Origin of the sequence: Streptomyces sp. NPDC050564, assembly GCF_044457265.1 — a bacterium.
Lineage (GTDB): Bacteria > Actinomycetota > Actinomycetes > Streptomycetales > Streptomycetaceae > Streptomyces.
The window spans coordinates 125,713-152,000 of record NZ_JBITGS010000001.1; the positions used below are offsets into that span (position 1 = coordinate 125,713).

Genomic DNA, 26,288 nt, shown 5'->3' on the forward strand with positions numbered 1-26,288 from the left:
GCCAACACCCCTAACGCGGGGGCGTTCTCCGGCGGGTTGTGCCACCCGCGCGGGGGGGGGCCACCCCTGGGGGTGGGGGGGCCGCGTCCCGGAGATGATCCGGGACGCGGCCCCCACTGCTGGTACCGCCGGTTCTGGGGCGTGCGCCTTACTCGTGCGCGGAGATGTGCGGAGTCGTGCGCAGAGATGTGCCGAAAAGTCGTCTCCGACGCCGAGAAGTCGTCTCAGAGCCGGAGCAGCCGTTCCGTCATCTCGCGGTAGTCCCGCAGGGCCAGCCGGAGGTCCTCGGTGGTCGCGGTGGCCCCGTCGCCCGCCTGCCACGACGCCCGCAGCGTCCCGCGGCGGCGGGTCACGGCCTCCGTGAAGCGCGTGGCCAGTTCCTCCAACAGGTGGTCGGCCTCCTCCACGGCGTCCCTGGGGCCGTCGACGAAGCCGCCGACCGCGTGCCGCAGTCGCAGCGAGAACTTGTCGCACTCGTCCTGGGGCAACAGACCGGAGCCGTACGCGGCGGGCCGACCGGGGGTGCCCGCGCGCTCGGTGGCCTTCGCGTCGCCGCCCCGGCGAGGGGCGTCGGCGGACTCGCCGGCGCGCGCCGCGGCGACGGCGCCCGGGCGGTCCGGTCCTCGCTCGCCGCTCAGGGGCTCGCGGACGGGGGCCTCGCGGACCGGGGTCTCGCGGGTGGGCGTCCGGCGGGCGGGGGTGTCGACGCCCTCCTCGGGCGGGATGCCGGTGCCGGGGCCGCCCGGCTCCCGCCCGCCGGCCGCCGCGCCCTCGCCCGCCGCGCCCTCGCCCTTCATGGCCTTGCCGGACGGCGGGACCGCTCCGGACGCCTCCGGGCCGCCCACGCGGCCTTTCATGGCCTCGCGACGCCGTGTTCGTTCGGTGCCTTCGGTGCTTTCGGTGCCTTCTACGCTTTCGCTGCCTTCTGAGCTTCGGCGGTCTTCTGTGCTTCGGGGGTCTTCGGTGGCGTCACTCGACGTCCTGTCCTTCACGGTCCTCAACTCCCCTTTGCGTGGCGCCTGGTGAACGCCCACGGCAGGTGGCCGCCCCGGCCGTCGGAGGCGGAGCGCTCGGAGCGGGTGGCCGGCTTCGCGGCGTCGTCCCCGCGGTGGCGCGGAGCGTCGTCCCGGCGGACCGGGGTCACCAGGTCCTCGAAGAGGGCCCGAGCCTCGATCATGGCCTCGCGCATCTCCTCCGTACCGGCACGGCCCTCCGGGGCCCCGTCGGTGCGGGTCTGCGCGACGCGGTGCACGCGGCGGTAGCCGTGGACGTGGTGTCCGTGATGGACGGAGAGCGCGGCGACCTGCTCCTCGTAGCGGCCGCCGTCGGGGAAGCCGCGCACACCGGCCACCTCACCGAGCAGCCGGTCGGCCTCGGCCACCGCCTCGCGCGGGGAGTCGACGAAGCGTTCCTGGGCGGCCGTCCAGCGGGCCGCGTACTGTTCGCGGGCCGCGGGCTCCAGCGGCCGCTCGCGCAGCTCACCGTGCCTCTTCACCCGCTCGGCCAGGTCGCGTTCGGCGGCCCTGGCGTCGCCGTCGTGCCGGGCGACGGTCCGGTCGTACTCGGGCCCGAAGCGCCGCCGCAGGCTGCGCCCGCCCTGCGGCCGTCGGGCGAGGAGGGTCAGGGCGGCCGCGACAACGACGGCCGCCACGATCACGATCAGAGCGATGATCACGCCTGTGGACATGGATGCCTTCCGGGGTTCTCGACCCGACGGGCCGGTTCCCGGGCCGGGTTGCCCGGAAGGCGCCCCTCAAACGGGGTCCGTCACGGAGCGAAGCGCCGCAGCCCCGTCACCGACCACACGGTCACGATGCGTCCCTCCTCCACCTGGAACAGATCGATGCCGCTCTTGGCCACGGCGACCCCCGAGTCGTCCTGCCGAGTCATGTACCAGCGGGACGCCACGCCACCCTGCCCGGCGTCGACGAGCGGGGTGCCTTCGACGGCGTAGCGCTGTCCGGGCAGCGACGTACGGAAGGCGGCGATGAAGTCGACGAGGGCCTGCGGTCCGTGGAGGGTGTCGGTGTCCGCGTTGTCGGGGTCGTTGCCGAAGCGGATCCGGAAGTTCGGGGCGAGGAAGCGTTCGGGGTCCGCGAAGTCGCCGTTCCACAGGGCCGTCCAGCGTTCGAAGAGCGCGATGCCGGTCGCCGGGGTGAGGGGTGCGGTGGTCCCGGGTGCGGTGGTGCCAGTCGTGGGACTGCCGGGGGTGGGGTTGTCGGGCCTGGTGTTGTCGGTCGTGGTCGTCGCTGTCATGGCTGTCGCCGTCCTGTCCTTCGGTGCGGAGTTCGTGGCATCAGCCTCGTACGGGTGCGCGACACCCCCCTGTCGGTGATTGCCGTCACATTCCGAGCTCTCCCAGCGGCACCAAGTCCCAGCCCAGCGTGTCGAGTTCGCCCGGGTCGATGGAGCGCCGCGGCGGCCGCTCGTCGAGCACCACGGCCTCCCGTATCCGGTCCAGGCGGAAGCACCGCACCCCGGACCGCAGCCGACACCAGGCCAGCAGATACCAGTGGTCGTCACCGCCGAGGAACCCGAGCGGTTCGACGGTGCGACCGGTCACCGCGCCCGCGACGTCCGCGTACTCAAGTCGCAGTGTCCGCCCGGCGGTCAGCGCCTCGCGCACGGGCCCCGGCACCGTCGGCACGGGCGGCCGCCGCTCCGCCGACGCGGGGACGAGCAGCCGGACCCGCCCGGCGAGATCGGCCGCGGCCGCCCGCTCGTGCCCAGGCATCACCGCGAGCACCTTGTGCAGCGCACTGCGCGCGTCAGCCACGAACGGCGTGCCCGTGAGCGCGCGCAGCCCGACGGCGAGCGCGGTCGCCTCGGCCGGTGTGATGGTCAGCGGCGGCAGGGTCCGCTCGCTGTCCAGGACATAGCCACCGGTCCGGCCGGGCTCGGCATGGATGGGCACACCGGACTGCTGCAGCGCGGCGAGATCCCGCTCGATCGTGCGGACGCTGACCTCGAAGCGCCGCGCGAGCGTACGGGCGCTGCGCGGGCGGGGTGCGGCGGCACGCAACTCCTCAACGAGGGCGTACAGCCGGTCGGTGCGGTTCACGTCAGCCGGTCCTCCAGCCCGTCCATCCCGTCCATCCCGGCCGGCCCGGCCAGTGCGGCGAGTCCAGCCAGTAGGGCCAGTTGGTGCGGTTCATGGCCTCCAGTCTCTCCACTGCCACTGACAGTCCGCCGTAATCCGCTTGCGGACCGGGTGCCGCGCCTTTGGAGAATGACCGTCATGACCCGTACGCGTACGACGACTTCCTGGACCGTCGCCCCCGAGCCCTTCGACTCCCCCGTCGCCGCCGCGCTCTGGCGGGCGTACTACACGGAGGTCAGCGACCGCTGGTATCTGCTGCGCGAAGGGCGTACGACGGATCCCGACGAGCTGGAGCGGGAGGTCGCCGCACGGACGGGGGCCGAGTTCGCGGCGCCCACCGGCGTGCTGCTGGTCGCGCGGTACGACGGCGAGCCCGGGGGCACGGCGGGGGTGCGGATGCTCGACGCCACGACGGGCGAGCTGAGCCGCGTGTTCGTCCGTGAGGAGCTGCGGGGCAAGGGCGGCGGCCCCGTGCTGCTCGCGGCGGCCGAGGAGGCGGCCCGCGGCCTGGGCGCCGAGCGGCTGATCCTCGACACCCGCGACGACCTCGTGGAGGCGCGCGCACTGTACGCCCGGCACGGCTACGAGGAGACCGAGGCGCACAACGACGACATCTACGCCGAGCACTGGTTCAGGAAGGAACTGACCGGCTGACTCCGGGAGTTCGCGGACTCAGACCGGCTTCCCCTGCGGGCGCGGCACCGCCCTGTCGTGCGGCTGTTCCGCGTCGGATCCGCACATCTCGGCGTTCAGCTCCTCGACCAGCTTGGTCAGGTCGGTCGGACGGTCCGGGCTCCACCAGTCGCCGAGCAGCTCGGCCAGGGACTCCTCACGGGCCTTGGCGAGTTTCTCGGCGGCCTCGCGGCCCTGTTCGGTCAGCACGAGGTCGAGTCCTTCGCGCAACGCGAGCCGGCGCTCCTCGACCTGGCGGGCGGCGGCGAGGGCGACGCTCAGCGGCACGGTGCTGCGCTCGGCCAGCTCCGCGGGCTCGGCCCACCCGTACTTCTTGATCCGCAGCAACAGCCAGCTCGCCGCGGGCAGCAGGTCCAGGCCCGCCCGCGCGGTGATCTTCTCGTAGATCTCGCGCCGCCCCTCCCGGGTGCCGAGCACGGACAGCGCCCGGCACACCTCGTCGTACGACGACCGCTCCACCGGATTGGTGGCGAGCGTCTCGGTGACGTCCGGCGCCGTGACGGACCCCCGCAGCTTGTCCTCGCGCAGGAACCAGGCCAGTACGAAGCCGAGCACGGCGACCGGGGCGGCGTACAGGAAGACGTCCGTGATGGACGACGCGTACGCGTGCAGCACCGGCTGCCGCAGCGCGGGCGGCAGGTCGCCGATGCCCTTCGGGTCGGCCTTGAGGGAGTTCGGGGAGATGCCCGCGGGGAGCTGCTGCCCGCTCAGTGCGACCGTCAGCTTCTCGGCCAGGCGGCTCGCGAAGACCGTGCCGAAGATGGCGACGCCGAACGAGGCGCCGATCGAGCGGAAGAACGTCGCGCCCGAGGTGGCGACGCCCAGATCCTCGTACGACACCGCGTTCTGCACGATCAGCACCAGCACCTGCATGACCAGGCCGAGCCCCAGACCGAAGACGAAGAAGTACGAACTCATCTCGCCGGTGCTGCTGTTCTCGTCGAGCTGGTGGAGCAGCAGCAGACCGAGGGCCGTGATGCCGGTGCCCGCGATCGGGAACACCTTCCACCGGCCCGTACGACTGACGATCTGTCCGGAGACCGTGGACGACAGCAGCAGACCGAACACCATCGGCAACATGTGCACACCGGACAGGGTGGGCGACACACGCTGGACGACCTGGAGGAAGGTCGGCAGATAGGTCATCGCGCCGAACATCGCGAAGCCGACGATGAAGCTGATGACGGCGGAGAGCGTGAAGGTGCGGATACGGAAGAGTTTGAGCGGCAGGACGGGTTCGGCCGCCCGCCGCTCCACCGTGACGAACGCCACGGCCAGCACCACGCCCAGCACGACGAGGCCGATGGTCTGGGCCGATCCCCAGCCCCAGGTGGTGCCGCCGAGCGAGGCCACCAGGATCAGGCAGGTGGCGACCGCGGCGATGAGGAAGGTGCCGAGGTAGTCGATGACGTGCCGCGCGGACTTCCTGGGGATGTGCAGGACCGCCGCGATCACCGCGAGCGCGACGATGCCGACGGGCAGGTTGATGTAGAACACCCAGCGCCAGCTGAGATGCTCGGTGAAGAGCCCTCCGAGCAGCGGCCCGAGCACGCTGGTCGCGCCGAAGACGGCGCCGAACAGCCCCTGGTACTTCCCCCGTTCACGCGGCGGGACGAGGTCGCCGACGATCGCCATCGACAGCACCAGCAGCCCACCGCCGCCGAGGCCTTGCAGCGCCCGGAAGCCGATCAGCTGGGGCATGTTCTGCGCCATGCCGCACAGCGCGGAGCCGATCAAAAAGATCACGATCGCCGTCTGGAACAGCTTCTTCCGGCCGTACTGGTCGCCGAGCTTGCCCCACAGCGGAGTCGCCGCGGTCGACGCGAGCAGGTACGCGGTGACCACCCAGGACAGGTGCTCCAGGCCGCCGAGGTCGCTGACGATGGTCGGCAGCGCGGTCGACACGATCGTCTGGTCCAGCGCGGCGAGCAGCATGCCCATCAGCAGCGCGCCGATCGAGACGAAGACGCTGCCGTGCACGGTGTCCCGGGCGTCGGCGGCGGCCGCCGCGCGCCGCCGCACCGCCGACTCGTTCACGCCGGCCGGGCCGTCCGCGTCCTGCGTTTCGGTCGGCGTGTCCGCGCCGTGCGCGTCCCCGGTCATGCGGCCTCCCTGAGCCCCGAGGGTCTCGGTCACCCTCCATCCTGGTCGGTGTGACCGGTTATGGCCTGTTGAGTCCCCCCGGAGGCCGGGATTCCGGGGGACTCCTGGAGATTGCGTGTAGGACATCCGGATAATCTCTGGAGTTCTCAGGGGGAGGGACCCACGCGTGGCTGAACCGAACGGGCATGTCTGCCCCGAATGCACGGCACCCCGTACGCCGGACGGCACTCCGTCCTGCGCCTGCACCCAGCGGGCGTCCGACGCCCTGCGCGACGCGCGCACGGCGGAGGCGGCCGCGGCGGAGGACTTCGATCCGTTGCGGATTCGGCCCTACGTGGAGCTGGGGACGCGGGGCTCCACGGGGAGCGGGGCACCCGCCGCGTCGGGCGAGAGCGAGGTTCCGGGGGCCGGGGTTCCGGGGACTGGGGCGGTGGGGGCCGTCGCTCCGGGGGGAGCCGTAGCGCCGGAAGACGCCGAGGGAGGCCTCGGGGCCGGGGCCGGGCCCGAGTCCGGGTCCGACCTTGGGCCCGGGTCCGCGTCCGGGTCCGACCTTGGGCCCGAGTCCGCGTCCGGGTCCGACCTTGGGCCCGAGTCCGCGTCCGGGTCCGACCTTGGGCCCGAGTCCGCGTCCGCGTCCGGCTCCGACTCCGCGTCCACGATGCGGCTCGCTGCCGTGCCGTCCGACGCGACCGTGCGGCTCGGCGCGGTGTCGTCCGAGCCGCGTGCGGCCGATGTGCACCTGTTCCAGGAGCGGTCCCCGGAGCCCGGCCCGCCGGCCGTCCCGGGCGGGAGGTCCCGGCCCCGGCATCGGCGGCGTGCCGCTGTGCTGGGCATCGCGGGAGCCGTCGTGGCCGTCGTCGCGGCGGCGGGGCTCGCGAGCGGGCTGTTCTCGTACGACACTCCCGTGCGGGACGGGGCGCTGCCGGAGGATGTACGGGCGAGCGTGCCGGAGGTGTCGTCCGCCACGGCCTCGGTGGCGCCGTCGGAGAGCGCTTCGGCCACGGCGTCCGCGCCGGCCGTCCCGGCTCCGTCGCACAGCGCGAGCCCGTCGCCCTCGGCGTCCTCGTCGAGCGCGTCGGCGACGCCGTCCCCGTCGGCCACGCCGACGCAGACGCCGACGACCGCGAGCGCGACGGGTTCGGTGGAGCCCACGCGCGACGGTTCGGACGAACGCCGCGTGCAGACCCTGCAGCGCGGCGACAGGGGCCCCGAGGTCACCGAGCTCCAGCTGCGCCTGCGTCAGTTGTCCCTCTACGTGGGCAACGACGACGGTAATTACGACAACCAGGTCGAGAACGCCGTGCGCCGCTACCAGGGGGCGCGGGGCATCACGGACGACGAGCAGGGTGTGTACGGCGCGGCCACCCGGACAAGCCTGGAGTCGGAGACGACGGAGCCGTGAGCGATGGCCGCGCCGCTTCGCCCGCGCCCCGGTGGGGGGTCGGGGCCGTGCCGGTACATCCGCCCCGTCGCCGGTGGCAGATCGCTTGGGCTTCACAGCTCGGCCTGTCGGCAACCACGTAAGCGACGGGGCATGTGATGTACCGGCACGGCCCCTCCCGTGCGTCGGCGACTGCGGGTGCGTTCCGCCCACCCTGCGTGCCCCTTCCGCGGCGGCCGGCACGCTTCGACCTGCCCGCGGTCCCACCCACTCCGCCGGCTCCCATCCTCCCGGCCGGGGCTTGATCCTTCAGCTCGTCCGGTGTTTGAGGACGAGGCCGTTCAGGCCGATGGGGTCTGGGGGCGGCAGCCCCCAGGTACGGGACGGGTAGGGGCGGAGGGGGCGAGAAAACTCACGGCCCCCCAGAAGACTTCAGCCTTCGATGTGGAGCTGGATCAAGCCGCCCCCGGCGGACTCCACCCGCACCTGCGTAAGGTCGCGGACGAGGATGTCCGGCCGGTGGAAGCCCGCTCGAGGCCCGACCCCGACGACCCGCATCCCGGCAGCCTTCCCCGCCGCGATCCCGGCCTCGGAGTCCTCGAAGACGACACACTCCTCGGGCGGGACACCCAGCTCGGCGGCCCCCTTGAGAAAACCCTCGGGATCGGGCTTGCTCGCGCCGACGGACTCGGCGGTCACGCGCACGTCGGGAAGTCCGAGCCCGGCGGCGGCCATCCGCGCGCTGGACAGGGCCACATCCGCGGAGGTCACCAGAGCGTGCGGCACCCGGGCAAGGGAGGCCAGGAACTCCGCAGCACCCGGAATCGCGACGACGCCGTCCATGTCGGCGGTCTCCTCGGCGAGCATCCGAGCGTTGTCGGCGTGGTTCTGTTCCATCGGCCGATCCGGCAGCAGCACCGCCATCGAGGCGTATCCCTGCCTGCCGTGGACGACCTTCATGACCTCGTCCCCGTCCAACCCGTGCCGGTCGGCCCAGCGGCGCCAGCAGCGCTCGACCACGACGTCGGAGTTGACGAGGGTGCCGTCCATGTCGAGCAGGAGGGCGCGGGCGGTCAGAACGGTGGTGGCCGTCATCGGCATGCTCCAAGGCGCGAGAAAGGGGCCAAGGCGTGGCCCCCGGGACAAGGCGGCCCCGCCCGCCGGTCAGGGAGTGCGGGCGGGAGCCACTTTGTTCCTCCACGATACAAAACAAGGCCCCGCAGCGCCACTACCCCTGACCTGCGCTTCGGCCGAGCCGATCCCGACAGCCACCCTCACGACATCACAAGGACGACACCCCGACCCCGTACGGACACCGAAACGGCCGAGCCCCCGCCACCGCACGGCAGAGGGGGCCGTGTCGACACAACCCCGTACGGACACAGAGGCGGCCGATCCTCACGGCCCCCCAACCCGCACCCGCGAAAGCACGGGAGGGGCCGTGCCGGTACATCGAATGCCCGTCGCTTACGTTCGGATCTGGAAGCGGCTCCTGGCAGGCCGACGTCTGATCCACCGGCGACGGGCGGATGTACCGGCACGGCCCCGACCCACCCACCTGCGGACGCGCCGACCCACCCACCGGCGGACGGCGTCAACACACCCACCGGCGGGCGGCATCAACACACGACGCCCCCGCAGACCTCAGACCGCCACAGCCTCATACAGACTCCACACACCCAGCCCCAGCATCAGCACCGCCGCCACCTTGGTGATCAGCTCCAGCGGCACCCGCTTCATCAGCGCCTTGCCCCCGACGATGCCGAGCCCGGCGACCGCCCACAGCGCGAGGACCGCGCCGAGGCCGACGGAGAGCGGGGCGTCGTAGCGGGCCGCGAGGTTCGCCGTCATGATCTGGGTGAGGTCACCGAACTCGGCGATGAGGATGAGCATGAAGCCCGCCCCCGAGACCTTCCAGAAGCTCTGGTTCTCGGGCTTGCGGATCTCCTCCTCATCCTCGTCCTTCTTCATCAGCAGGACCGCCGCGCCACCGAGGAAGAGGACACCGGTCAGCGCGTGCACGATCTGCTGCGGCAGCAGGGTCAGCACGCTGCCCGCCGCGACGGCGAGCGCGACATGGAGGGTGAAGGCGGCGGCGACCCCGGCGAAGACGTACGAGGCGCGGTAGCGCGTGCCGAGGACCAGGCCGGCGAGCGCGGTCTTGTCCGGCAGCTCGGCAAGGAAGACGACGCCGAAGACGAGCGCCATGACGGTGAAGCTGATCAAAATTCCTCAATCGGTCGGGCCGCCCCACCGAGAGTGCTGTGACTGCGCTGCGACACCTCGGCACGGCAGCACACAGCGGCACCCGCACCGGGAGGCGCGGGCAGGAGCGCCCACGCCGATACACGGCACGGGCAGTGCACTGCTTGCCGAAGGTCTCGCTGGCCGACCCCTCGAACGAGGCCTGCCTCCGGGCGCCGGCTCAGACGAGCTGAGCAGTATGTCGACGGTCCGGCGAAGAGCTACTCCCCTTCTGCGCCGTCCATCGTACGGGATGCCCGGACGGGCGCTGTAGGGCCTTTGGTCCCGCCGGAGCTCAGCAGCCCGCTCACACCGCCGGTCCCGCCCGGCTCAGCGGCCCGCGCGCGTCGCACAGGACTCCGCACCCGACCGAACGTTCTTGTCGTGAGCATTGCTATGACATGAACACGACACTAGCTTCTTACCTGACCCACACCTTCCAGAAATACGCCGCCGCAAGCATGTGCTCGCTCACCCCCAACGGCCCCCCGCTCCAAGGGAGTTCGCATGCCAAAAGTCTACGCGCGTCGACGGCTGAGCATACTCACAGCCCTCACCGGTCTGATAGCCACCGTCGGGATATTCAACGGCCCGAGCGCCTCCGCCGCGCTGCCCACCCCGGTCAGCGCCGCCACCGCCCGCACCTACCTCGCCTCGCTCACCACCGCGACGGAGGTCAGGACCGGCTACAGCCGTGATCTGTTCCCCACATGGATCACCATCTCCGGCACGTGCAACACCCGTGAGTACATCCTCAAGCGCGACGGTACGAACGTCGTCACCGACTCCGCCTGCGTCGCCACCAGCGGCAGTTGGTACTCCCCCTACGACGGCGCCACCTGGACCGCCGCCTCCGACGTGGACATCGACCACCTCGTCCCGCTGGCCGAGGCCTGGGACTCCGGCGCCCGGAACTGGACCACGGCCCAGCGCCAGGCCTTCGCCAACGACGTGACCCGCCCGCAGCTCCTCGCCGTCACGGACAACGTGAACCAGGCCAAGGGCGACCAGGACCCGGCCACCTGGATGCCTTCGCGCACCGCTTACCGCTGCACGTACGTCCGCGCCTGGGTCCAGGTGAAGTACTACTACGACCTCTCCGTCGACTCCGCCGAGAGGAGCGCGCTCACCAGCTACCTCTCCGGCTGCTGACGCATTCGAAGGTCCCGGAACCTCCCCGCTCTCCTCCGTCGTTCCGTACCGTACGGGGCGACGGAGGAGGGTGATCACCATGGCGGAGCTGCGCCTGGGACCGCTGCTGAGGTACGTCGACGGCTCGTCCGCGACCTTCTGGGTCGAGACGAGCCGTCCGTGCACCGCCGAGGTGCGGTGCGCCGACGGCGCCCGCGGCGCGGCCCGTACCTTCCAAGTCGCGGGCCACCACTACGCGTTGGTACCGGTGACGGGCCTGACTCCGGGCACGGTCTCGTCGTACGAGGTACTGCTGGACAAGAATCCCGTCTGGCCGCTGCCCGACTCCCCCTTCCCGCCCTCGGTGGTCCGCGCCCCTGGCGAGGAGGCCGCCGTCCGCGTCACCTTCGGCTCCTGCCGCTGGGCCGCGCCGCCCGCCGACGAGAAGGACCCGGTGGGGCCGGACGCGCTGGACAGCCTGGCCGCCCGCATCGCCGCGGACCCCGACGGCGAACGCCCGGACGTGCTGCTGCTGTTGGGCGACCAGGTGTACGCGGACGAGGTCTCCAAGGCCACCCGGCAGTGGATCGCCGCACGACGCGGTCTCGCCGATCCTCCGGGCAACCAGGTCGCGGACTACGAGGAGTACACCCGGCTCTACTACGAATCGTGGCTCGATCCCGAGATCCGCTGGCTCCTCTCCACCGTCCCGAGCTGCATGATCTTCGACGACCACGACGTCATAGACGACTGGAACACCAGCGCCGCCTGGCTCGCCGACATGCGCGCCACCCCGTGGTGGCGCGAGCGGGTGCTGAGCGGCCTGATGTCGTACTGGGTCCATCAGCACCTCGGCAACCTCTCCCCGCGCGAGCTCTCCGACGACCCGCTGTACGCCGCCGTACGCGAAACCCCCGACGGCACCGATGTGCTCCGCGCCTTCGCCGCCCAGGCCGACATCGAACCGGCCTCCGTGCGCTGGAGTTACCGCCGCGACTTCGGCCGCACCCGCGTCCTCATGCTCGACACGCGCGGGGCCCGTGTGCTGGAGGAGCAGAACCGCGCGATGCTCGATCCGGGTGAGGCCGAGTGGCTGCGGGAGCAGGCACTGGACGCCGCCGGCTCGTACGACCACCTCCTCATCGGCACCTCCCTCCCCTGGCTGCTGCCGCCGCTCGTCCACCACGCCGAGGCGTGGAACGCCGCGTTGTGCCGGGGCGAACGGGGCGCGCGCTGGGCGCGGTTCGGGGAGTATCTGCGTCGGCGGGCCGACCTGGAGCACTGGGCCGCGTTCCCGGAGTCGTTCCAAGCGTTGACGGCTCTGATCGCCGAGGCAGGGTCGGGGACGGACGCGCCGGCAACGGTGTGCGTCCTGTCCGGCGATGTGCATCACGCGTATGTCGCCGAGCCCTCATGGCCCGACACCGGCCCCGACGCCCGGGTTCTCCAACTGACCTGCTCCCCCGTCCACAACTCCATCCCGCTCTCCATACGACTCGGCTTCCGCTTCGGGTGGAGCGGACTGGGGCGGGCCCTCGGCCACCGGTTCGCCCGGCATGGCGGCCGCGCGCACCCGCCGGTCGACTGGCGCAGGACCGGTGGGCCCTGGTTCGGCAACCAGTTGATGACCCTCACCCTGCGCGGGCGTTCCGCTTCGCTGCGGCTCGAACAGGCGCGGGCCGTACGGGGCGGGGGCTCGCGACTGAGGACGGTGGAGGAGTCGGCACTCACCCCGCAATAAGCCCATTACGTACGGTTGTTGCGTGCGTTGCCCTTGATGCTCGTGACGCATCCCACACCCGGCGCCGATCATCCGCTCCAGGGCTCGGCTCGCGCACCGTACGACGGCATGATGAGGCGGACCGTCCGCTTCCAGCGGGCGGCTTGCTGCTCTGACCGTCCGCTTCCGGCGGATGGTCTGCCGCCCACGCGCCCCACACGCCCGGGAGTCACCCCTTTGTCTGCAGCACCTTCCCCCGAGTTCTCGGCTGCGCTCGAACAGGGGGGACCCCCGTCGCCCTCCGGGGCCACCCGTGTCTCCGTCGCCCTTGTCGGCGCGGGTCCGCGCGGCACCAGTGTTCTGGAGCGCCTGTGCGCCTCCGCGCCCGAACTCCTCGCGCCGGGCACGCGGCTGACGGTGCATGTCGTCGATCCGGCCCCGCCCGGGCCCGGCCGCGTCTGGCGCACCGAACAGTCCCCGCATCTGCTGATGAACACCGTGGCCTCGCAGGTGACCCTCTTCACCGACGAGAGCCTGGACTGCTCGGGGCCGATATGTCCGGGACCGAGCCTGCACGCCTGGGCGGGGGGCGAGTTGGGCCCCGACGACTATCCGACCCGCGCCGAGTACGGCCGCTACCTGGAGTGGGTCTTCGGCGAGGTGGTGGGCGGGGCGCCCGCCACGGTGCGGGTCGAGGTGCACACCGCCCGCGCGATACGGCTCGCCGACGCGCCCGACGGCCGCCAGACACTCGCCCTCTCCACCGGCCGCACCCTGCCGGACCTCGCCGCCGTGGTCCTCGCACAGGGCCATCTGCCCGTGCTCGCGGACCACGCGCAGCAGCGACTGGCCGCGCACGCCGAGCGGCACGGCCTGCGTCATGTCCCGCCCGCCAACCCGGCCGACGTCGATCTCTCGCCCCTCTCCCCCGGCGAACCGGTGCTGCTGCGCGGCCTGGGCCTCAACTTCTTCGACCACATGGCCCTGCTCACCACGGGCCGCGGCGGCCGCTTCGTCCGGACCCGCGCGGGCCTGCGCTATCTGCCCTCGGGCGAGGAACCCCGACTGTACGCCGGCTCGCGGCGCGGCATCCCGTACCAGGCGCGCGGCGACAACGCGAAGGGCCCGTACGGCCGCCACACCCCGCTCGTCCTCACCGACGAGGTGATCTCCCGCTTCCGCAAACGCGCGGACTCCGGTGATGCGCCGGACTTCCTGCGCGAGATATGGCCGTTGGTCGCCAAGGAGGTGGAAACGGTCTATTACGAGGGGCTGTTGGGCAAGTCGAAGGGCCTGGACTTCCGGGAGCGCTCCCTCGCCGTCCCGTACCGGAGTCCCCAAGAGGCCGATCTCCTCGACACGTTCGGCATCTCCGCCGCCGAGCGCTGGTCCTGGGACCGCCTGTCACGCCCGTACGCCGGACACTTCTTCACCGGCCCCGAGGCCTGGCGGGAGTGGCTCCTCGGCCATCTGCGCGAGGACGCCCGGCAGGCCGCGCTCGGCAATGTCGAAGGGCCTCTCAAGGCCGCCCTCGACGTACTGCGCGATCTGCGCAACGAACTGCGCCAAATCGTGGACCACGGCGGGCTGTCGGGCGATTCGCGCCGGGCACACCTGGACCGTTGGTATACGCCGCTCAACGCCTTCCTCTCCATCGGGCCGCCCCGGCGGCGCGTCGAGGAGATGGCCGCACTGATCGAGGCGGGCGTCCTGGACGTCCTCGGCCCGCGCCTCGACGTGCGGGCCGAGCACGGGGCGTGGGTCGCACACTCCCCCGACGTGCCGGGTTCGGCCGTACGGGCGACGACCCTCGTGGAGGCGCGGCTACCGGAACCGGATCTGCGGCGGACGGCGGACGAGTTGCTCGCCCTGCTGCTGAAGACGGGGCAGTGCCGCCCGCACACCGTGGACGGTTACGAAACCGGAGGACTGGACGTAACACCGCGGCCCTACCGTCTGATCAACCGTCAGGGACGTGCGCACGCACGGCGGTTCGCGTTCGGCGTGCCCACGGAGGGCGTGCACTGGGTGACCGCGGCCGGGGCCAGGCCGGGTGTGGATTCGGTCACGCTTTCGGATGCCGACGCGGTGGCGCGGGCCGTGCTACGTGCGGCGATGACGCAAGCGGAACCGGAAGCGGAGGTGGACGCATGGCCAAATGTTGAACTTGCAAGCATTGATTAGGTTCACCTAACGTGGATGACTCACTCGGTTCCGTCCCCAAGATCCGGTCCCTCATGGACCGGACCAGACCGAAGGAGTTCCCCCACATGACCGGACGCCTCAACAGCGCCCAGCCCTACGCCATCGGCCTGTTCCGCATCGTCGTCGGCCTGCTCTTCGCCGTGCACGGCGCCGCTTCCCTCTTCGGCGTGCTCGGCGGCGCCGCGGGCACCAACGGCGGCACCATCGACGCCGGCACCTGGCCCGGCTGGTACGCGGCCGTGATCCAGCTGCTCGGCGGCGCCCTGGTGCTGCTCGGCCTCGGCACCCGTGCCGCCGCGTTCATCTCGTCGGGCTCGATGGCGTACGCGTACTTCGACGTGCACCAGTCGGCCGCCCTGTGGCCGATCCAGAACGGCGGCGAGCTCTCCGTGCTGTTCTGCTGGACCATGCTCCTGCTCGTCTTCACCGGATCCGGCGCGCTCGGCCTCGACCAGCTGCTCGCGGGCCGCCCGGCCTCGGCCACCGAGGACAAGCGGGCCTCGAAGCCGGTCGCGGCCTGACCCCTGCGTACGACGGTGCCCGCCTCCTCGTACCGGAGGCGGCCACCGTCGCGTCGACTGCAGTCAGTGAACGTGATGTGACAGACACATGAGCCCCCCGTGGACCTCCTGTCACACCCCCGGCGTACGCTGTATGGCTGTTACAGGCCGCCCTGCCGCTCCCGCGACGTCGCGGCGTGGTCGTGCCTACGGGGGATTTCGGGGGAGTGTTTCGGTGCTGGAGAGTATGGGGTCGCTGACAGGCAGCCCATGGATCTACGCGGCGGTCGCCGTGTCCGTTCTACTTGATGTGTTCCTGCCGGTCCTGCCGAGCGGCGTGCTGGTGATCACGGCGGCCACGGCCGCGGCGGGCTCGGCCACCGGCGCCGTCCCGCACGCCGTGCCCGACATCCTGATGCTCACCCTCTGCGCGGCCACGGCCTCCGTCCTCGGCGACCTGGTGGCGTTCCGCCTGGCCTGGCGCGGCGGCGCACGCCTGGACCGTGCCATCGCCCGCTCCCGCCGCCTGACCAGCGCGCAGGAACGTCTCGGCGCGGCCCTCTCGCGCGGCGGCGGCGCCCTTGTCGTCATCGCCCGCTTCGCGCCGGCCGGCCGCTCGGTCGTCTCGCTCGGCGCCGGCGCGGCCCACCGACGGGTCCGCGAGTTCCTGCCCTGGTCCATACTCGCGGGCCTGACCTGGGCCGGATACAGCGTCGCCCTCGGCTACTTCGGCGGCCAGTGGCTGGGCGCGACCTGGCTCGCCACGGGAGTGTCCTTCGCGGCGCTGTTCGTCGCCGGCGCCGGAGCGGCGTACCTGATGCGCCGCCCCGCACCACAGGAGTCGGGCACCGGCGCCTAGGGCCTGCCGTCCGTCCTGCCCTCCCCTTCCCGTCCGGCTCTCTCCGGGCGCTACGGGAACGTGACGACAGGACCTACGACGACACGGCCTGGGCGCGCTGCGGCGCCCCGCGTACCTCCAGCCCACCCAGCAACTCGGCCGTCGCCGCGGCGATGGCCTCGACCGCGTGGTCGAAGACCTCACGGTTGTGGGCGGCCGGGGCGCGGAAGCCGGACACCTTGCGGACGTACTGGAGGGCGGCGGCGCGGATCTCCTCCTCGGTGGCCTCTTCGGGGAGCGTGGGCGGGCGAAGGGTCTTGATGCTGCGGCACATACGTCCAGTCTCGCGCGTAAGCCGCGTTCACGGTCACCCCTCGCGGATATGGCCCCGATCACCGGCGGGGGAATACCGTCGAGCGCTCCCCGGATTGTGCAGAGCATGACCCCTGTGGACATCACCTACATCGGCGGCCCCACGGCCGTCATCGCGCTCGGCGGCGTACGCCTGCTGACCGACCCCACCTTCGACGCTCCAGGCGAGTACCCCATCGGCGCCCGCAAGCTGGTGAAGACGGCCGGACCAGCGCTCCAGGTCGCGGAGGTCGGCGCGGTCGACGCCGTACTGCTCTCGCACGACCAGCACCCGGACAACCTCGACGCGTCCGGACGCACATATCTCGCGGGCGCCCCGCTGACCCTGTCGACGGCATCGGCGTACGGCCGTATCGGCGCGCCCGTGCGGGCCGTGCCGTCCTGGGAGCACGTCGAACTGCCGCGTCCCGACGGCGGTCTGCTGCGGGTGACCGCCGTGCCCGCGCAGCACGGCCCCGACGGCTCGGAGGCGATCGTGGGCGAGGTCACCGGCTTCGTGCTGTCCGGAGACGGGCTGCCCAAGGTGTACGTGAGCGGCGACAACGCGTCCCTGGACGTCGTACGGGACATCGCCGGCCGCGAGGGTCCGTTCGACGTGGCCGTGCTGTTCGCGGGCGCGGCGCGCACTCCGCTGGTGCCGGACGCCCCGCTGACCCTGACGAGCCAGGACGCGGCGCGAGCCGCCGAGATCCTCGGCGCCCGCCATGTCGTACCGCTGCACTTCGAACACTGGGGCCATTTCACGCAGGACGGCGGCACGCTGACGAAGGCATTCGCGGAGGCCGGACTCACCGACCGGCTGCAGCTGCTGAAGCCGGGTGCTTCCGTACGACTCCCCTGACAACACCCAAGCGTTTCCTGGGGATTGGGCAAGCTTCCCCGAGGATTGACTCGGACGTCCAGCGCTTGTGATCATCGCCGGGGCCTCACTCGGGGTCCCGGCGAAGAGAGGCGAGGTCTCATGGCGAATGACCGGCTCACAGTGGCGGTACTGGGCCCGGGCGGGGTCGGCGGTCTGCTCGCCGCGCTTCTGGCGCGCGCGGAGCACCGGGTGATCTGCCTGGCCGGGGACGAGACCGCACAGCTGCTGGCCGCGGACGGAATCCGCGTACGCAGCGCCCACTTCGGCGACTTCACGGCGCGCGTGGAGGCGGACACCGAGCTGCGCGAGCCCGTCGACGCGTGCCTGATCGCGGTCAAGGCCACGGCGCTCGACGCGGCCCTGGAGCGCGTCCCCGCGAAGGCGTTGGGCGACACCGGCCTGGTCGTGCCGCTCCCGAACGGCGTCGAACACCCCGCGGCCCTCCGCGCCCGCTACCGCCCCGAGCAGGTGGCACCCGCGGTGATCCGCGTCGAGTCGACTCGCCTCGCCCCGGGCCTGATCGAGCACGGCAGCCCCTTCGCGGACATCGACCTGACCGGCGACACCGTGCCGCGCGCCCGGCTCGACGCGCTCGCCGGCGCCCTGGAGTGGGCCGGTGCGCGCGTGCGGATCCAGGACGACGAGGCGGCGACGCTGTGGGCGAAGATGTCGTTCCTCGCGCCGCTCGCGCTGCTGACGACTCGCTACGGGGTGCCCCTGGGCGACGTACGCACGCTCCACCGCGAGGAGTTGGTGGCCCTGATCGAGGAGATCGCGACCGTCAGCCGGGCGAACGGCGCCCCCGTCGACCCCGCGACCGCCCTCGCCCAATACGACGCCTTCCCCGCCGCGATGAAGTCCTCCATGCAACGCGACGCCGAAGCCGGCCGCGCACTCGAACTGGACGCGATCGGCGGCGCCCTGCTGCGCGCGGCCGCGCGCAGCGGGGTGCCCGTCCCGGTGGCGACAAGGCTGGTGACCGAACTGGCACCGCCCAGCCCGCCCGTCGCCTGAGCAGCGCCGGGAGGGGGAAGCGGCCTCTCACCAGGGGCGCGGGAACTGCGCGACCAGCTCCCGTCAGGGACGCGAGGAACTACACGACCGGCCCCCTCAGGGGCGCAGGGAACGGCGCTACCAGCCCCGTGAGGGGCGCGGGGAACGGCGCTACCAGCCCCGTGAGGGGCGCGGGGAACTGCGCAACCAGCCCCGTAAGGGGCGCGGGGAACTGCGCGACCAGCCCCCACCCACCCGCAGCCGAAGAACCACCCCGGGGTCTGGGGCGGAGCCCCTGGGGACGGGAATGGGTACGGGCGGCGGGGGCGACCACGCGGTCCTCAGCCCCGTACGCCGCCGCTGTCGATGGCGCTGTCGATGTCGATGCCGGCTCCGCAGTGCCGCGTGACCGTGTCCGCGAAGGCGCGGGCCGGGGGCGACAGCGCGTCCCACTGGCGCACGGCCCAGCCGGCCCTAAGAGGCGGCAGGGCCGGGACCGGGATGAAGCGGAGGCCGGGGTGGCCGGGACCGAGCCAGCCGGGCAGCGCGGGCACGACGGCGTGACCGAGCCCGAGATCGGCAAGCAGGATCGCGGTGTCCCAGTCGGCGACGCTGGTGTCGGAGGCGACAGCCGGCACGCCCAACTCCCGGTAGGCGGCGTCGAGATGGGCCCGCGAGGTGGAGTTCTCGGGCAGCCCGATGAGCCGCATCCCGGCCAACTCCACCCCCTCGACGCGCTCACGCCCCGCAAGCTCGTCGTCGGCGCGCACGGCAAGCACCCAGGGCAGTTCGACGACGGCCCGCTGCTCGACCCCGCGCACCGGCGGCCCGAGAGTCGCCCACGCGAGGTCGAGCCCATGATCCCCGAGCGCCTCGAAACAACCGCGACTCGAACTCTCGGTCTGGAACTCCAGGCTCACCTGCGGATACCGCCGCCGGAAGTCGACCACGGCGTCGGCCATGAAGTGCCGAACGGTGGCCCCGCCGGTGGCGATCCGCACCACTCCACCACCCCCGCGCACCATCTCGTCGAGCCGCCGCAGCGCGAGGTCGAGCCCGGATATCCCCTCGGCGGCGGCCCGCTCCAGCACCCGCCCGGCGCGCGTCGGCACAACACCCCGGGCCTGCCGCTCCACGAGCCCGACCCCGACCTCCCGCTCCAGCCGCCGTACATGCTGGCTCACCGCCGACTGGGTACAGCCGAGCTCCCGGGCCACGGCACTGAGACTGCCGGCCCGGCAGACGGCGACGAAAACACGCAGATCATCCAGGGTCACGAGGCCCAAAACTATCGGGGGCGGCCCGGGACCCTCACGTCAGATGCGGGTCTTGGCCAGCAGCTCGACGATCTCCGCGGTGGTCCCGGTCTCGCCGAGCCGGGGGAAGATCCGCTCGACGCTGTTGCGGTGCGTCACTTCGTCGATGTCGGACATGGCGTCGGTGGCCAGGGTGACGTGGTAGCCGTGCTCGTGGGCGGCGCGGGCGCTGGACTCGACGCCGATGCTGGTCGCGATGCCGGCCAGCACGATCTGGGTGATCCCGCGGCGGCGCAGCTGCAGGTCGAGGTCGGTGCCGTAGAAGGCACCCCAGTTCCGCTTCGTGACAGTGATGTCCTCGGGGTGCCCGGCGAGTTCGTCGACGATGACGTCCCAGCCCTCCGGCCAGCTGCGGGAGCGGCTGCCGCCGTCGACGCGGCCGGGCGCGATGTCCGATCCGTCGGCGGCCGCGGTGACCCGTACGAGGACGACGGGGAGGTCGTGCTCGCGGAAGGCATCGGCGAGTCGGCCCGCGCGGGCCACGACCTCGGCGGAGGTGTGCGGAGCGAGGTGCGGATTACCGACGATGCCGTTCTGGAGGTCGATGACGACGAGGGCGGTACGGGGGTCGAGCGTGCTGAGAGCCATGGTCAGGCCGTTCCGGGGGTTCGGGATGCGAGGTCGGGGAGGGAACGGTCGAGGAGGGTGACCGCCAGGAGCAGGACGGCTCCGGCGAGCGCGATCAGGGCGCCCAGGGTCGGGGCGAGGGCGCCGAGGATCCCCACCAGTCCCGTACCGATGAGGTAGAGGCGCCGGGGTCCGTACATGTCGACCAGCCGCCCGATGACGGGCTGGCCGACGGCGGTGGCCGGGTAGAGCGCGGAGACCAGCCAGGCCGTCTCCCCGGGCGGGGCCCCGAAGGCGGTGCCGATCGGCACCAACGCCACCGCGATCATGGAGGAGTTGACCGGGTTCAGGACGGAGCCGAGGACCATCGGGGCGATCAGCCGCCGGTCGAAGCCGTCCGCGCGGGGGGTGCGCGACAGCAGGACGGCGCGGGTGGCGCGGGTGAGCTTCGATTTCGGCATCACGGCCGGGTGAGCCGTTCCAATACGGCCATCGCCTCGATGACGGTCTGCCGCTCGGCCTCCGTGCAGCGGTCGTGCAGGGCCTGGGGCAGCCACTCCTGACGTGCCTGCCGGGTGCCCTCGACACGCTCGCGGCCGGCTTCGGTCAGCGTGACGAGTTGCCGTCGGCCGTCCCCCGGGTCCGGGCTGCGCACGATCAGGCCGTGCTGGTCGAGCGCGGCGAGCGTGGCGGCCATGGACTGCGGCCGGACCCCCTCGGTCGCGGCCAGCCCGCTGGTCGTGGCGGCCCCGCCCTTGCTGAGCAGTGTCAGTGCGGACAACTGGGAGGGCGTGAGGTCCTCCGTCTCGGAGACTTCCCTGATGCGCCGCCGCAGCCGACTGAACGCGACCCGCAGATCGCGGGCGGCACGGGCGGCGGACTCGGAGACACCTGCGGCGTCCCCGTTGCTCTCGTCCCTGGCACCACGGTTCTCGTCCATGGCAGCACATTAAATTCTTCAGTCCAGGCTGTCCAGTTTCAACTGCACAGCCTGGGCTGTGCATGCCGGGGCGGCCGGGGACGAACGCCCTCACCTGCGGGGCCATCCACCCAGCCCACCCGTTCGCGTGAAGTCCCGGAAGGAACTCGCATCCCAAAATCGAACAGGCGTAGCATTGCCGCGTGGCTGCGACCTATGACTTTCCGAGTGACCTCCTGGCTGGTCAGGAGGAGCTGCATCAGGTCCGGGCCGAGCTGCTGGCCCTGCTGAAACGACTCCCCTGGTCCGTAGAGCCCCTGGAGGGCTTCAGCGACTCGGGCGGCTGGCGCAAGGTGGAGCGCCCTGCCTCCCCCGGCTGGACCGCCGACGAACAGGCCGAGGTGGAGAAGCTCCGACAGCGCGAGCGTGAACTCGCCGTGTTCGTGACCTGCCACCGCTTCTGGTCGGAGATCGCACCCCCGGAGACGGTCGACGCCCGCATGAAGCTGAAGCACGCGCAGGAGAACCCGTCGTAAAGCGAATGCGCTCCCCTGGGAAGGGAGCCCATCGGAATGTGGCGCCGATCCACCGAGGGGCGGGAGCTCGGGCTGGCTGCCGACAGGAGGACTCCACCGCCGCTCCCCCGCCTTCCTGCTTCTAGCTCCACTGCCGCTGCCCCGGCCTCGCGCTTCTGGCTCCACCGCCCTCGTGCCGCTATCGGTCTCGCGCCGCGGGCCTCGTCCCCCGAGAACCCCGACGCCGTGCCTCTCCGTCGCAGAACAGCGAGGCCGAAGGCCCGTGACGCCTGCACGCCCCGAACTCCGCCCGCAGCGATCACCACCCGCGTCGGGCACACGCGATCTACCGCCATTCGGTGGGTAGGTCACTGCGGTGGGCGTTCTTCGGATGCCCGAATGCGTTCCTTGACACGGGGATCCGCTGCGACGTCCGCCGGTAGGCCAGTTGTGCCGTCCAGCAGTGCGCAAGCAACCTGAGCGGCCTCCAGTCCCTCGGCCGTATCCAATCCGATGGCCCGACGCATGTCCGCTTCCGCAAGGTTCGCGTGCCGAAGATCCGCGTCCTGGAGCCGGGCGTTCCGGAATCCCGCGCCCGAGAGGTCCGCGTGCTGGAGACAGGCACCTGTGAGATCCGCGCCTCGAAGATCCGCGCCTTGGACGTCCGCATGCTGGAGGTCCGCTCTGTGAAGGCTCGCGCCCCGAAGGTCCGCGTGCCAGAGATTCGCGTACCCGAGATGCGCGCGAGAGAGATCTGCGTCCAAGAGGCTCGCTTCAGGAAGTTCCCGATGCCCGAGATTCGCTCCGCGGAGGTCCGCGTGCTTGAGATCTGCAGCCACAAGCTCGGCTTCGGACAGGTCGGCGCCCCGGAGATGGGCGTTCCGCAGGTTCGCGCGTTGGAGAATCGCTCCCCGGAGCCTTGCCCCACGGAACTGCGCGTTCCGGAGATCCGCCTCCCAGAATTGCGTGTCTTGGAGGTCCGCATTCCCCAGGTCCGCCCCCCGGAGGCCGGCTCGGCGGAGGTCCGCTCCGCGGAGGTTCGCCCGCCGTAGGTCCACGCCCCAGAGGTTGGCGTCCCGGAGATCCGCGCCCTGAAGCCCCGCACCGGACAACTGCGCGCCCTCAAGGCTCGCGTTCGAGAGGTCCGCGCCCTGAAGGTCCACATCTTGGAGGTTGGCTTGCCGAAGGTCGGCGCTTCTGAGATCCGCCCCCCGGAAGTTCCCGCCCCGCAGGCCGACTCCCCGTAGACAGGCGCGTCCCAGGTCCACCCCAGTGTCCACCCAGTCTCTCGGCCGCCTGCCCAGGACGGCCAGTGCGGCCAGCACGTCCTCCGCCGGCCGCTCCGTCCCGTCTGGCTCCGCCACTTGCGAGGTGTCCTGGTCCGGGTCGGATGCGGCCTCCGGTGTCGGCACGGCGGTGCGGATGCAGGCCGCGAGCACCTCGACGACGGTCGATCGGTCCCGTTCCGAGTCGTGCATGATCCGCTCAAGGGCATAGATACCGCCGAGGCGTTGCGTGAGATTGCCCGAGCTCAGGAGTTTGATGGCCTCGACGTAGCGTCCGGTCACCTGCCCTTCTCGGGCGAGTTCGGCCTGCTCCCGGTCCTTCTCTCTGGTGTGCTCCAGCATGTCCCGGGTGTGCTGCACGGTCCGGTGCGTGTAGAACAGGCCGACGCCGGCAATGGTGCCTGCGCCCAGCGCAACGAGTGCGGTACGGAAGCCGGTGATCACGACGCCGTCGGCGGGTTCCAGGTTCCTGGCTCGCAGGTGGGCGCCATCGATCCACCATGGCCCTTTCCACAGCAGCAAGGCATAGCCGACGGCGGCAAGGAACAGGGCCACCATGACGGCACGCCTTCTCGCCGGTGGTTTCATGCCGCGCATCATGTCCACGCCCGATCCCGGAGAATCCGATCCGCGGACGAATCAGGACGGGGCTACGCACTCCCGCCCGGTCGGCCTCATGCGATGTGCTCAGGCCCTCAATGGGCGGACAGAACAAGCAGCCCTCAGGAGGATCTCCCGAAGGGCCTCTCGACTGACCCGCCCGCGGCCGGCCCGGGGGCGCGAAGGGTTGGTCCACCGAGAATGCGCTCCGGCCTACATCGCTACCTGGGAATGCGTCAGCAGCCCGCCCCAAAAAGCCGATGCTCACAGCAGGTTGGCCTCGTACGTTGTCGTGGTGAAGAACGAGCGACGCCTCCGCCGCCTCGTCGTGGGTGACACCATCTGGCACTGGACGGTGCGCCAGCGAGTGAGACGCACCTACGACGACTGCCGCCTGACGCTCTCCCTGTATCCCGAGGGCACGCGGCGCGGGCCGGCCATGGTCTTCCGCCCACGCCCGGACCGGATCATCTCGAACACGTACTTCGATTCGGGGGCCTTGGTGCGCCTCCCGGACCACACGTACCTCACTGAGTCCCATGCAGGATTCGGAAGTGGTTGGCGCCATCTGGAAGATCATCGACTCGTCCGCTGTGGGCGGACCACCGGTCATTCTTGAGGCGCCGGAGGGCACAAGTCTGAGCGGACTGCTTGCCGAAGTGGGCCGGTGGGCCGGCAGGCCCCGCAATCTTGCCGCGGACGGTTTCACCGACCCGTCCCTTACTGAGCGCACTGGACTGCCGCTCGTCGAACCGTTCGGGGACGATCTGCTCGAGATGCGAGGCTGGGCCTACAGGTCTCACTGGATCGGTTGCGGCAGCGTCGGCACCTCACACCGAGAGCGGGTGGTCATGGTGATTGCCCATCGTGAGGACCCCGCGGTCACCGGGTTCCCCGAAGGTGCCTCCTGGGCCGAGAAGTTGCGCGTCCTCACCGGTTGGTCACCGTTGCCGCAGCCGACCGTCGACTGGCCTGCCGTCGAGGCCGATCTGGGCACCTCGCTGCCGAGTGATTACAAGGAGATAGTCGATCTCTTCGGTCCGGGCAGCTTCGACGAGTACGTCGACCTCCTTGTCCCCGGAGCCCGGGGCATGGACCTCGTGGACTGGGCCAAGAGCGATGTTCACTCGGCATCTGAGGGGCTCCTGCGGTGGGGATCGTCGGAGCAGGAGTTCGACTTCGTCTGGCAGACCGGAACGGCTGATCCGGACGACTGGCCCGTCCTCGTGGGCCAGTTCGGCGACTGGGAGCGATTCGACTGCGGTCTGGGTGAGTTCCTCGTCCGCATGCTTACGGACCGCACGTACGGGTTCCCCACAAGCCGCCTGCATGTTCACTTCTTTCGGAGTGGCGGACGTCCGATCCGCTGAAGGGTGACTCAGCTGCGGCACACCTCGCGCCGGCCGCGCTGACCATCAGCACGTTGGACCGCGTACAGGGGCGTTCACTTGCCCATGAGCGCCTTGGCGGCCCAGCGGTTACGGGCCTCGGACCCGTCTGAACGGCCGTGAACGGCGCTGAATGAGACGGAAGGCCTTCGGCTCGGCCGACCCTTTACTTCTCTGCCCTGTCCGGTCGAGAATGTCCTGCTCCCACCAACTGAACCAGACAGACGGGTGCACCCAACCCCCCACTCCCCTGACCGCCAAGTCACCGGAGCCCCGGAGAAAGGTGCACCATGCGGCGTACCACAGTCCTGAGCCGCTTCTGCGGAGGTGCCGCGCTTGTCGCGGTTACCGTCGCGGTCGGTCTCGCCCTCGCACGGGATGACGCTCGCACCCCCAGGTGGGACGTCATCGAAGCGCTCGGGTTCGCTGCCCTGGCCGCCGGCGGATGGGTACTCGCGTGCCGGGCGGCGCCCACGGTGCGGGGCAAGTCGCCCGTGCCGGCTCCGGCCACGATCCCGCGCTCGCTACGCAAACCGCCCCACGACTGGGGCCTGGCGGCGGGCGTTGTGCTGACGATCGTCACTCCGCTCGTCGTACTTCGATTCGGATTCACTCTGCACGAGGGGGCGCTGACGGGCCTCGCCCTCATTGCGGGGATGGCCCTCGGCTTCTGGCTGCTCGTCTACGTCGCGACCGACCTGCTGGGGTACCGGCTGGGCCCCCGCCAGCGCGTCCTGTGCGCGGATGCCGCCGCAGGGCAGGTGCACGCTGTGCGCGTACGGATCGGGGCACCCGTCTGGAAGCGGTATGAGAAGCGTGGCGACAAGCCCGGCACGACCAAGGCCGAGCACACGCAGTGGCTCGAAGTGTCACCGGTCGCGGGCGGCGTCCCACTGCAGGTCTCCCCGATGTATCCGGCGGGCGGCGGCACCGGCCTGACGCGCACCACCACGGACCTGCTCCAGGCAGGACTTCAACTCGCCGGCCACGAGGCCTGGTTGTGCCTGCCGACGCGCTGGAAGCTGATCGAGAAACAGCTCCCCGCAGCTCTCGTCGTCGACACCGGGCACGTGGTGTGGGGCGAGCTCTCCCGCGATGCCGCGCGCCAGTACCTTGCCGACCGCATCAACGGCGCCCCCGTCAACCTGCACCCCACCTCTCCCGACCGCCCGAGCCTCGCCCTGCCCGGCCGCGCGAAGTTCCGCCAGGATCTGCACGGACGCCAACTCGTCTGGTTGCTTGCCGCGTTCGCACTGGCCGCACCAGCCCTGCTCGGCGCTGCGGCAGGCTTCCCGGGCTCGTTGCTCTGCCTCGGCTCGGCGGTGGCCGTGGCCGCCTCAGGTCTGGGCGTCACACGCCGTGCCACGGAACTGCCGGGCGCGATCGGCTGGACGGTCCGCGAGGGTCGTGACCCGGCGATCCGGTAGACAAGCCCGTGGACTGCGGGAAGCGGAGCAGGCGGCCCGCAGTCCGCGCAGCGCAGGGTTTGCGCCGGCGCGCCGCGACCAGGAGGCCGGCACGGAGCCCGCTCGCCGGACTCCGTGCGAGCTCACTG

General features: G+C 71.5%; 24 protein-coding genes and 1 pseudogene. 12 read left to right on the forward strand and 13 right to left on the reverse strand.

Translation table 11 applies throughout. The annotated features are described in order from the left end of the window. Positions 1 to 224 precede the first annotated feature (224 nt). From ACIBK0_RS00560 to ACIBK0_RS00575, 4 genes are all read right to left on the reverse strand, one after another. Positions 225 to 857: a hypothetical protein gene (locus ACIBK0_RS00560; protein WP_399074065.1), complete on the reverse strand. Its 633-nt coding sequence runs from the start codon at positions 855 to 857 to the stop codon at positions 225 to 227. Between the two features lie 140 nt (positions 858 to 997). Then, positions 998 to 1,687 (reverse strand): hypothetical protein, encoded by a 690-nt coding sequence (locus ACIBK0_RS00565; RefSeq protein ID WP_399074067.1) that lies wholly within the window; start codon positions 1,685 to 1,687, stop codon positions 998 to 1,000. Positions 1,688 to 1,767: 80 nt separating this feature from the next. Next, on the reverse strand, positions 1,768 to 2,256 hold the full coding sequence (locus tag ACIBK0_RS00570) for a nuclear transport factor 2 family protein (protein ID WP_399074069.1): 489 nt from the start codon (positions 2,254 to 2,256) through the stop codon (positions 1,768 to 1,770). 85 nt (positions 2,257 to 2,341) lie between these two features. Next, positions 2,342 to 3,061: a helix-turn-helix transcriptional regulator gene (locus ACIBK0_RS00575; RefSeq protein ID WP_399074071.1), complete on the reverse strand. Its 720-nt coding sequence runs from the start codon at positions 3,059 to 3,061 to the stop codon at positions 2,342 to 2,344. A gap of 177 nt (positions 3,062 to 3,238) precedes the next feature. On the opposite strand from ACIBK0_RS00575, the gene ACIBK0_RS00580 reads away from it, so the two are divergent. Beyond that, entirely contained in the window at positions 3,239 to 3,754 is a 516-nt protein-coding gene (locus ACIBK0_RS00580; protein WP_399074073.1) for a GNAT family N-acetyltransferase, read from the forward strand. Between the two features lie 18 nt (positions 3,755 to 3,772). On the opposite strand, the gene ACIBK0_RS00585 is transcribed toward ACIBK0_RS00580, so the two are convergent. Continuing rightward, positions 3,773 to 5,896: a DHA2 family efflux MFS transporter permease subunit gene (locus ACIBK0_RS00585; protein ID WP_399074075.1), complete on the reverse strand. Its 2,124-nt coding sequence runs from the start codon at positions 5,894 to 5,896 to the stop codon at positions 3,773 to 3,775. A 166-nt stretch (positions 5,897 to 6,062) separates the two neighbouring features. Here ACIBK0_RS00585 and ACIBK0_RS00590 point away from each other — a divergent pair, with 166 nt between their 5' ends. Continuing rightward, entirely contained in the window at positions 6,063 to 7,298 is a 1,236-nt protein-coding gene (locus ACIBK0_RS00590) for a peptidoglycan-binding protein (RefSeq protein WP_399074077.1), read from the forward strand. Between the two features lie 411 nt (positions 7,299 to 7,709). Here ACIBK0_RS00590 and ACIBK0_RS00595 read toward each other — a convergent pair whose 3' ends face one another. Both ACIBK0_RS00595 and ACIBK0_RS00600 read right to left on the reverse strand, forming a co-directional pair. Continuing rightward, positions 7,710 to 8,378 carry an HAD-IA family hydrolase gene (locus tag ACIBK0_RS00595; protein ID WP_399074079.1) on the reverse strand — a complete coding sequence of 223 codons (669 nt, stop codon included), beginning with the start codon at positions 8,376 to 8,378 and terminating at the stop codon, positions 7,710 to 7,712. Between the two features lie 543 nt (positions 8,379 to 8,921). Continuing rightward, the gene (locus tag ACIBK0_RS00600) at positions 8,922 to 9,503 is read right to left on the reverse strand and encodes a TMEM165/GDT1 family protein (RefSeq protein WP_399074081.1); all 582 of its coding nucleotides are present in this window, start codon (positions 9,501 to 9,503) and stop codon (positions 8,922 to 8,924) included. 525 nt (positions 9,504 to 10,028) lie between these two features. On the opposite strand from ACIBK0_RS00600, the gene ACIBK0_RS00605 reads away from it, so the two are divergent. The 5 genes from ACIBK0_RS00605 to ACIBK0_RS00625 all read left to right on the forward strand — a co-directional run bounded on the left by ACIBK0_RS00605 (position 10,029) and on the right by ACIBK0_RS00625 (position 15,936). After that, the gene (locus ACIBK0_RS00605) at positions 10,029 to 10,673 is read left to right on the forward strand and encodes an HNH endonuclease family protein (RefSeq protein WP_399074083.1); all 645 of its coding nucleotides are present in this window, start codon (positions 10,029 to 10,031) and stop codon (positions 10,671 to 10,673) included. A 79-nt stretch (positions 10,674 to 10,752) separates the two neighbouring features. Then, positions 10,753 to 12,393: an alkaline phosphatase D family protein gene (locus ACIBK0_RS00610; protein ID WP_399074085.1), complete on the forward strand. Its 1,641-nt coding sequence runs from the start codon at positions 10,753 to 10,755 to the stop codon at positions 12,391 to 12,393. A gap of 216 nt (positions 12,394 to 12,609) precedes the next feature. Further along, the gene (locus tag ACIBK0_RS00615; RefSeq protein ID WP_399074087.1) at positions 12,610 to 14,556 is read left to right on the forward strand and encodes an FAD/NAD(P)-binding protein; all 1,947 of its coding nucleotides are present in this window, start codon (positions 12,610 to 12,612) and stop codon (positions 14,554 to 14,556) included. A gap of 86 nt (positions 14,557 to 14,642) precedes the next feature. Next, a complete protein-coding gene (locus tag ACIBK0_RS00620) occupies positions 14,643 to 15,098 on the forward strand; it encodes a DoxX family protein (protein ID WP_399074089.1) in 456 nt (151 codons plus the stop codon). A 214-nt stretch (positions 15,099 to 15,312) separates the two neighbouring features. Beyond that, on the forward strand, positions 15,313 to 15,936 hold the full coding sequence (locus ACIBK0_RS00625; RefSeq protein ID WP_399074091.1) for a DedA family protein: 624 nt from the start codon (positions 15,313 to 15,315) through the stop codon (positions 15,934 to 15,936). A gap of 73 nt (positions 15,937 to 16,009) precedes the next feature. Here the strand turns inward: ACIBK0_RS00625 and ACIBK0_RS00630 are convergent, their stop codons facing one another. Continuing rightward, the gene (locus ACIBK0_RS00630) at positions 16,010 to 16,249 is read right to left on the reverse strand and encodes a DUF2277 domain-containing protein (RefSeq protein ID WP_399074093.1); all 240 of its coding nucleotides are present in this window, start codon (positions 16,247 to 16,249) and stop codon (positions 16,010 to 16,012) included. Between the two features lie 105 nt (positions 16,250 to 16,354). Here ACIBK0_RS00630 and ACIBK0_RS00635 point away from each other — a divergent pair, with 105 nt between their 5' ends. Together ACIBK0_RS00635 and ACIBK0_RS00640 are read left to right on the forward strand one after the other, a co-directional pair. Further along, a complete protein-coding gene (locus ACIBK0_RS00635; RefSeq protein WP_399074095.1) occupies positions 16,355 to 17,128 on the forward strand; it encodes an MBL fold metallo-hydrolase in 774 nt (257 codons plus the stop codon). Between the two features lie 120 nt (positions 17,129 to 17,248). Further along, a complete protein-coding gene (locus ACIBK0_RS00640; protein ID WP_399074097.1) occupies positions 17,249 to 18,163 on the forward strand; it encodes a ketopantoate reductase family protein in 915 nt (304 codons plus the stop codon). 320 nt (positions 18,164 to 18,483) lie between these two features. Here ACIBK0_RS00640 and ACIBK0_RS00645 read toward each other — a convergent pair whose 3' ends face one another. The 4 genes and pseudogenes from ACIBK0_RS00645 to ACIBK0_RS00660 all read right to left on the reverse strand — a co-directional run bounded on the left by ACIBK0_RS00645 (position 18,484) and on the right by ACIBK0_RS00660 (position 20,965). Beyond that, the gene (locus tag ACIBK0_RS00645; protein WP_399074099.1) at positions 18,484 to 19,419 is read right to left on the reverse strand and encodes a LysR family transcriptional regulator; all 936 of its coding nucleotides are present in this window, start codon (positions 19,417 to 19,419) and stop codon (positions 18,484 to 18,486) included. A gap of 39 nt (positions 19,420 to 19,458) precedes the next feature. Next, the gene (locus tag ACIBK0_RS00650) at positions 19,459 to 20,046 is read right to left on the reverse strand and encodes a hydrolase (RefSeq protein WP_399074101.1); all 588 of its coding nucleotides are present in this window, start codon (positions 20,044 to 20,046) and stop codon (positions 19,459 to 19,461) included. An 89-nt stretch (positions 20,047 to 20,135) separates the two neighbouring features. Then, positions 20,136 to 20,486 (reverse strand): annotated as a pseudogene (locus ACIBK0_RS00655) (MFS transporter); the annotation flags it as partial. Then, a complete protein-coding gene (locus tag ACIBK0_RS00660) occupies positions 20,486 to 20,965 on the reverse strand; it encodes a MarR family winged helix-turn-helix transcriptional regulator (RefSeq protein WP_399074103.1) in 480 nt (159 codons plus the stop codon). The gene ACIBK0_RS00660 and the pseudogene ACIBK0_RS00655, both read right to left, overlap by 1 nt. 182 nt (positions 20,966 to 21,147) lie before the next feature. Here ACIBK0_RS00660 and ACIBK0_RS00665 point away from each other — a divergent pair, with 182 nt between their 5' ends. Continuing rightward, positions 21,148 to 21,480 carry a hypothetical protein gene (locus ACIBK0_RS00665; protein ID WP_399074105.1) on the forward strand — a complete coding sequence of 111 codons (333 nt, stop codon included), beginning with the start codon at positions 21,148 to 21,150 and terminating at the stop codon, positions 21,478 to 21,480. A gap of 347 nt (positions 21,481 to 21,827) precedes the next feature. On the opposite strand, the gene ACIBK0_RS00670 is transcribed toward ACIBK0_RS00665, so the two are convergent. Beyond that, positions 21,828 to 23,333, reverse strand: coding sequence for a pentapeptide repeat-containing protein (locus tag ACIBK0_RS00670; RefSeq protein ID WP_399074107.1), 1,506 nt, complete (start codon positions 23,331 to 23,333; stop codon positions 21,828 to 21,830). Between the two features lie 551 nt (positions 23,334 to 23,884). Here ACIBK0_RS00670 and ACIBK0_RS00675 point away from each other — a divergent pair. Together ACIBK0_RS00675 and ACIBK0_RS00680 are read left to right on the forward strand one after the other, a co-directional pair. Next, entirely contained in the window at positions 23,885 to 24,715 is an 831-nt protein-coding gene (locus tag ACIBK0_RS00675) for a hypothetical protein (RefSeq protein ID WP_399074109.1), read from the forward strand. Positions 24,716 to 25,023: 308 nt separating this feature from the next. Further along, positions 25,024 to 26,160 (forward strand): hypothetical protein, encoded by a 1,137-nt coding sequence (locus tag ACIBK0_RS00680; RefSeq protein WP_399074111.1) that lies wholly within the window; start codon positions 25,024 to 25,026, stop codon positions 26,158 to 26,160. Positions 26,161 to 26,288 lie beyond the last annotated feature (128 nt).

Bases quoted from the DNA above. Each gene is read 5' to 3' on its own strand.
- ACIBK0_RS00560 (WP_399074065.1), bottom strand. From the start codon at position 857: ATGAAAGGCCGCGTGGGCGGCCCGGAGGCGTCCGGAGCGGTCCCGCCG.
- ACIBK0_RS00565 (WP_399074067.1), bottom strand. From the start codon at position 1,687: ATGTCCACAGGCGTGATCATCGCTCTGATCGTGATCGTGGCGGCCGTC.
- ACIBK0_RS00570 (WP_399074069.1), bottom strand. From the start codon at position 2,256: ATGACAGCGACGACCACGACCGACAACACCAGGCCCGACAACCCCACC.
- ACIBK0_RS00580 (WP_399074073.1), top strand. From the start codon at position 3,239: ATGACCCGTACGCGTACGACGACTTCCTGGACCGTCGCCCCCGAGCCC.
- ACIBK0_RS00585 (WP_399074075.1), bottom strand. From the start codon at position 5,896: ATGACCGGGGACGCGCACGGCGCGGACACGCCGACCGAAACGCAGGAC.
- ACIBK0_RS00595 (WP_399074079.1), bottom strand. From the start codon at position 8,378: ATGCCGATGACGGCCACCACCGTTCTGACCGCCCGCGCCCTCCTGCTC.
- ACIBK0_RS00605 (WP_399074083.1), top strand. From the start codon at position 10,029: ATGCCAAAAGTCTACGCGCGTCGACGGCTGAGCATACTCACAGCCCTC.
- ACIBK0_RS00610 (WP_399074085.1), top strand. From the start codon at position 10,753: ATGGCGGAGCTGCGCCTGGGACCGCTGCTGAGGTACGTCGACGGCTCG.
- ACIBK0_RS00620 (WP_399074089.1), top strand. From the start codon at position 14,643: ATGACCGGACGCCTCAACAGCGCCCAGCCCTACGCCATCGGCCTGTTC.
- ACIBK0_RS00630 (WP_399074093.1), bottom strand. From the start codon at position 16,249: ATGTGCCGCAGCATCAAGACCCTTCGCCCGCCCACGCTCCCCGAAGAG.
- ACIBK0_RS00635 (WP_399074095.1), top strand. From the start codon at position 16,355: ATGACCCCTGTGGACATCACCTACATCGGCGGCCCCACGGCCGTCATC.
- ACIBK0_RS00640 (WP_399074097.1), top strand. From the start codon at position 17,249: ATGGCGAATGACCGGCTCACAGTGGCGGTACTGGGCCCGGGCGGGGTC.
- ACIBK0_RS00650 (WP_399074101.1), bottom strand. From the start codon at position 20,046: ATGGCTCTCAGCACGCTCGACCCCCGTACCGCCCTCGTCGTCATCGAC.
- ACIBK0_RS00660 (WP_399074103.1), bottom strand. From the start codon at position 20,965: ATGGACGAGAACCGTGGTGCCAGGGACGAGAGCAACGGGGACGCCGCA.
- ACIBK0_RS00670 (WP_399074107.1), bottom strand. From the start codon at position 23,333: ATGAAACCACCGGCGAGAAGGCGTGCCGTCATGGTGGCCCTGTTCCTT.
- ACIBK0_RS00675 (WP_399074109.1), top strand. From the start codon at position 23,885: ATGCAGGATTCGGAAGTGGTTGGCGCCATCTGGAAGATCATCGACTCG.
- ACIBK0_RS00680 (WP_399074111.1), top strand. From the start codon at position 25,024: ATGCGGCGTACCACAGTCCTGAGCCGCTTCTGCGGAGGTGCCGCGCTT.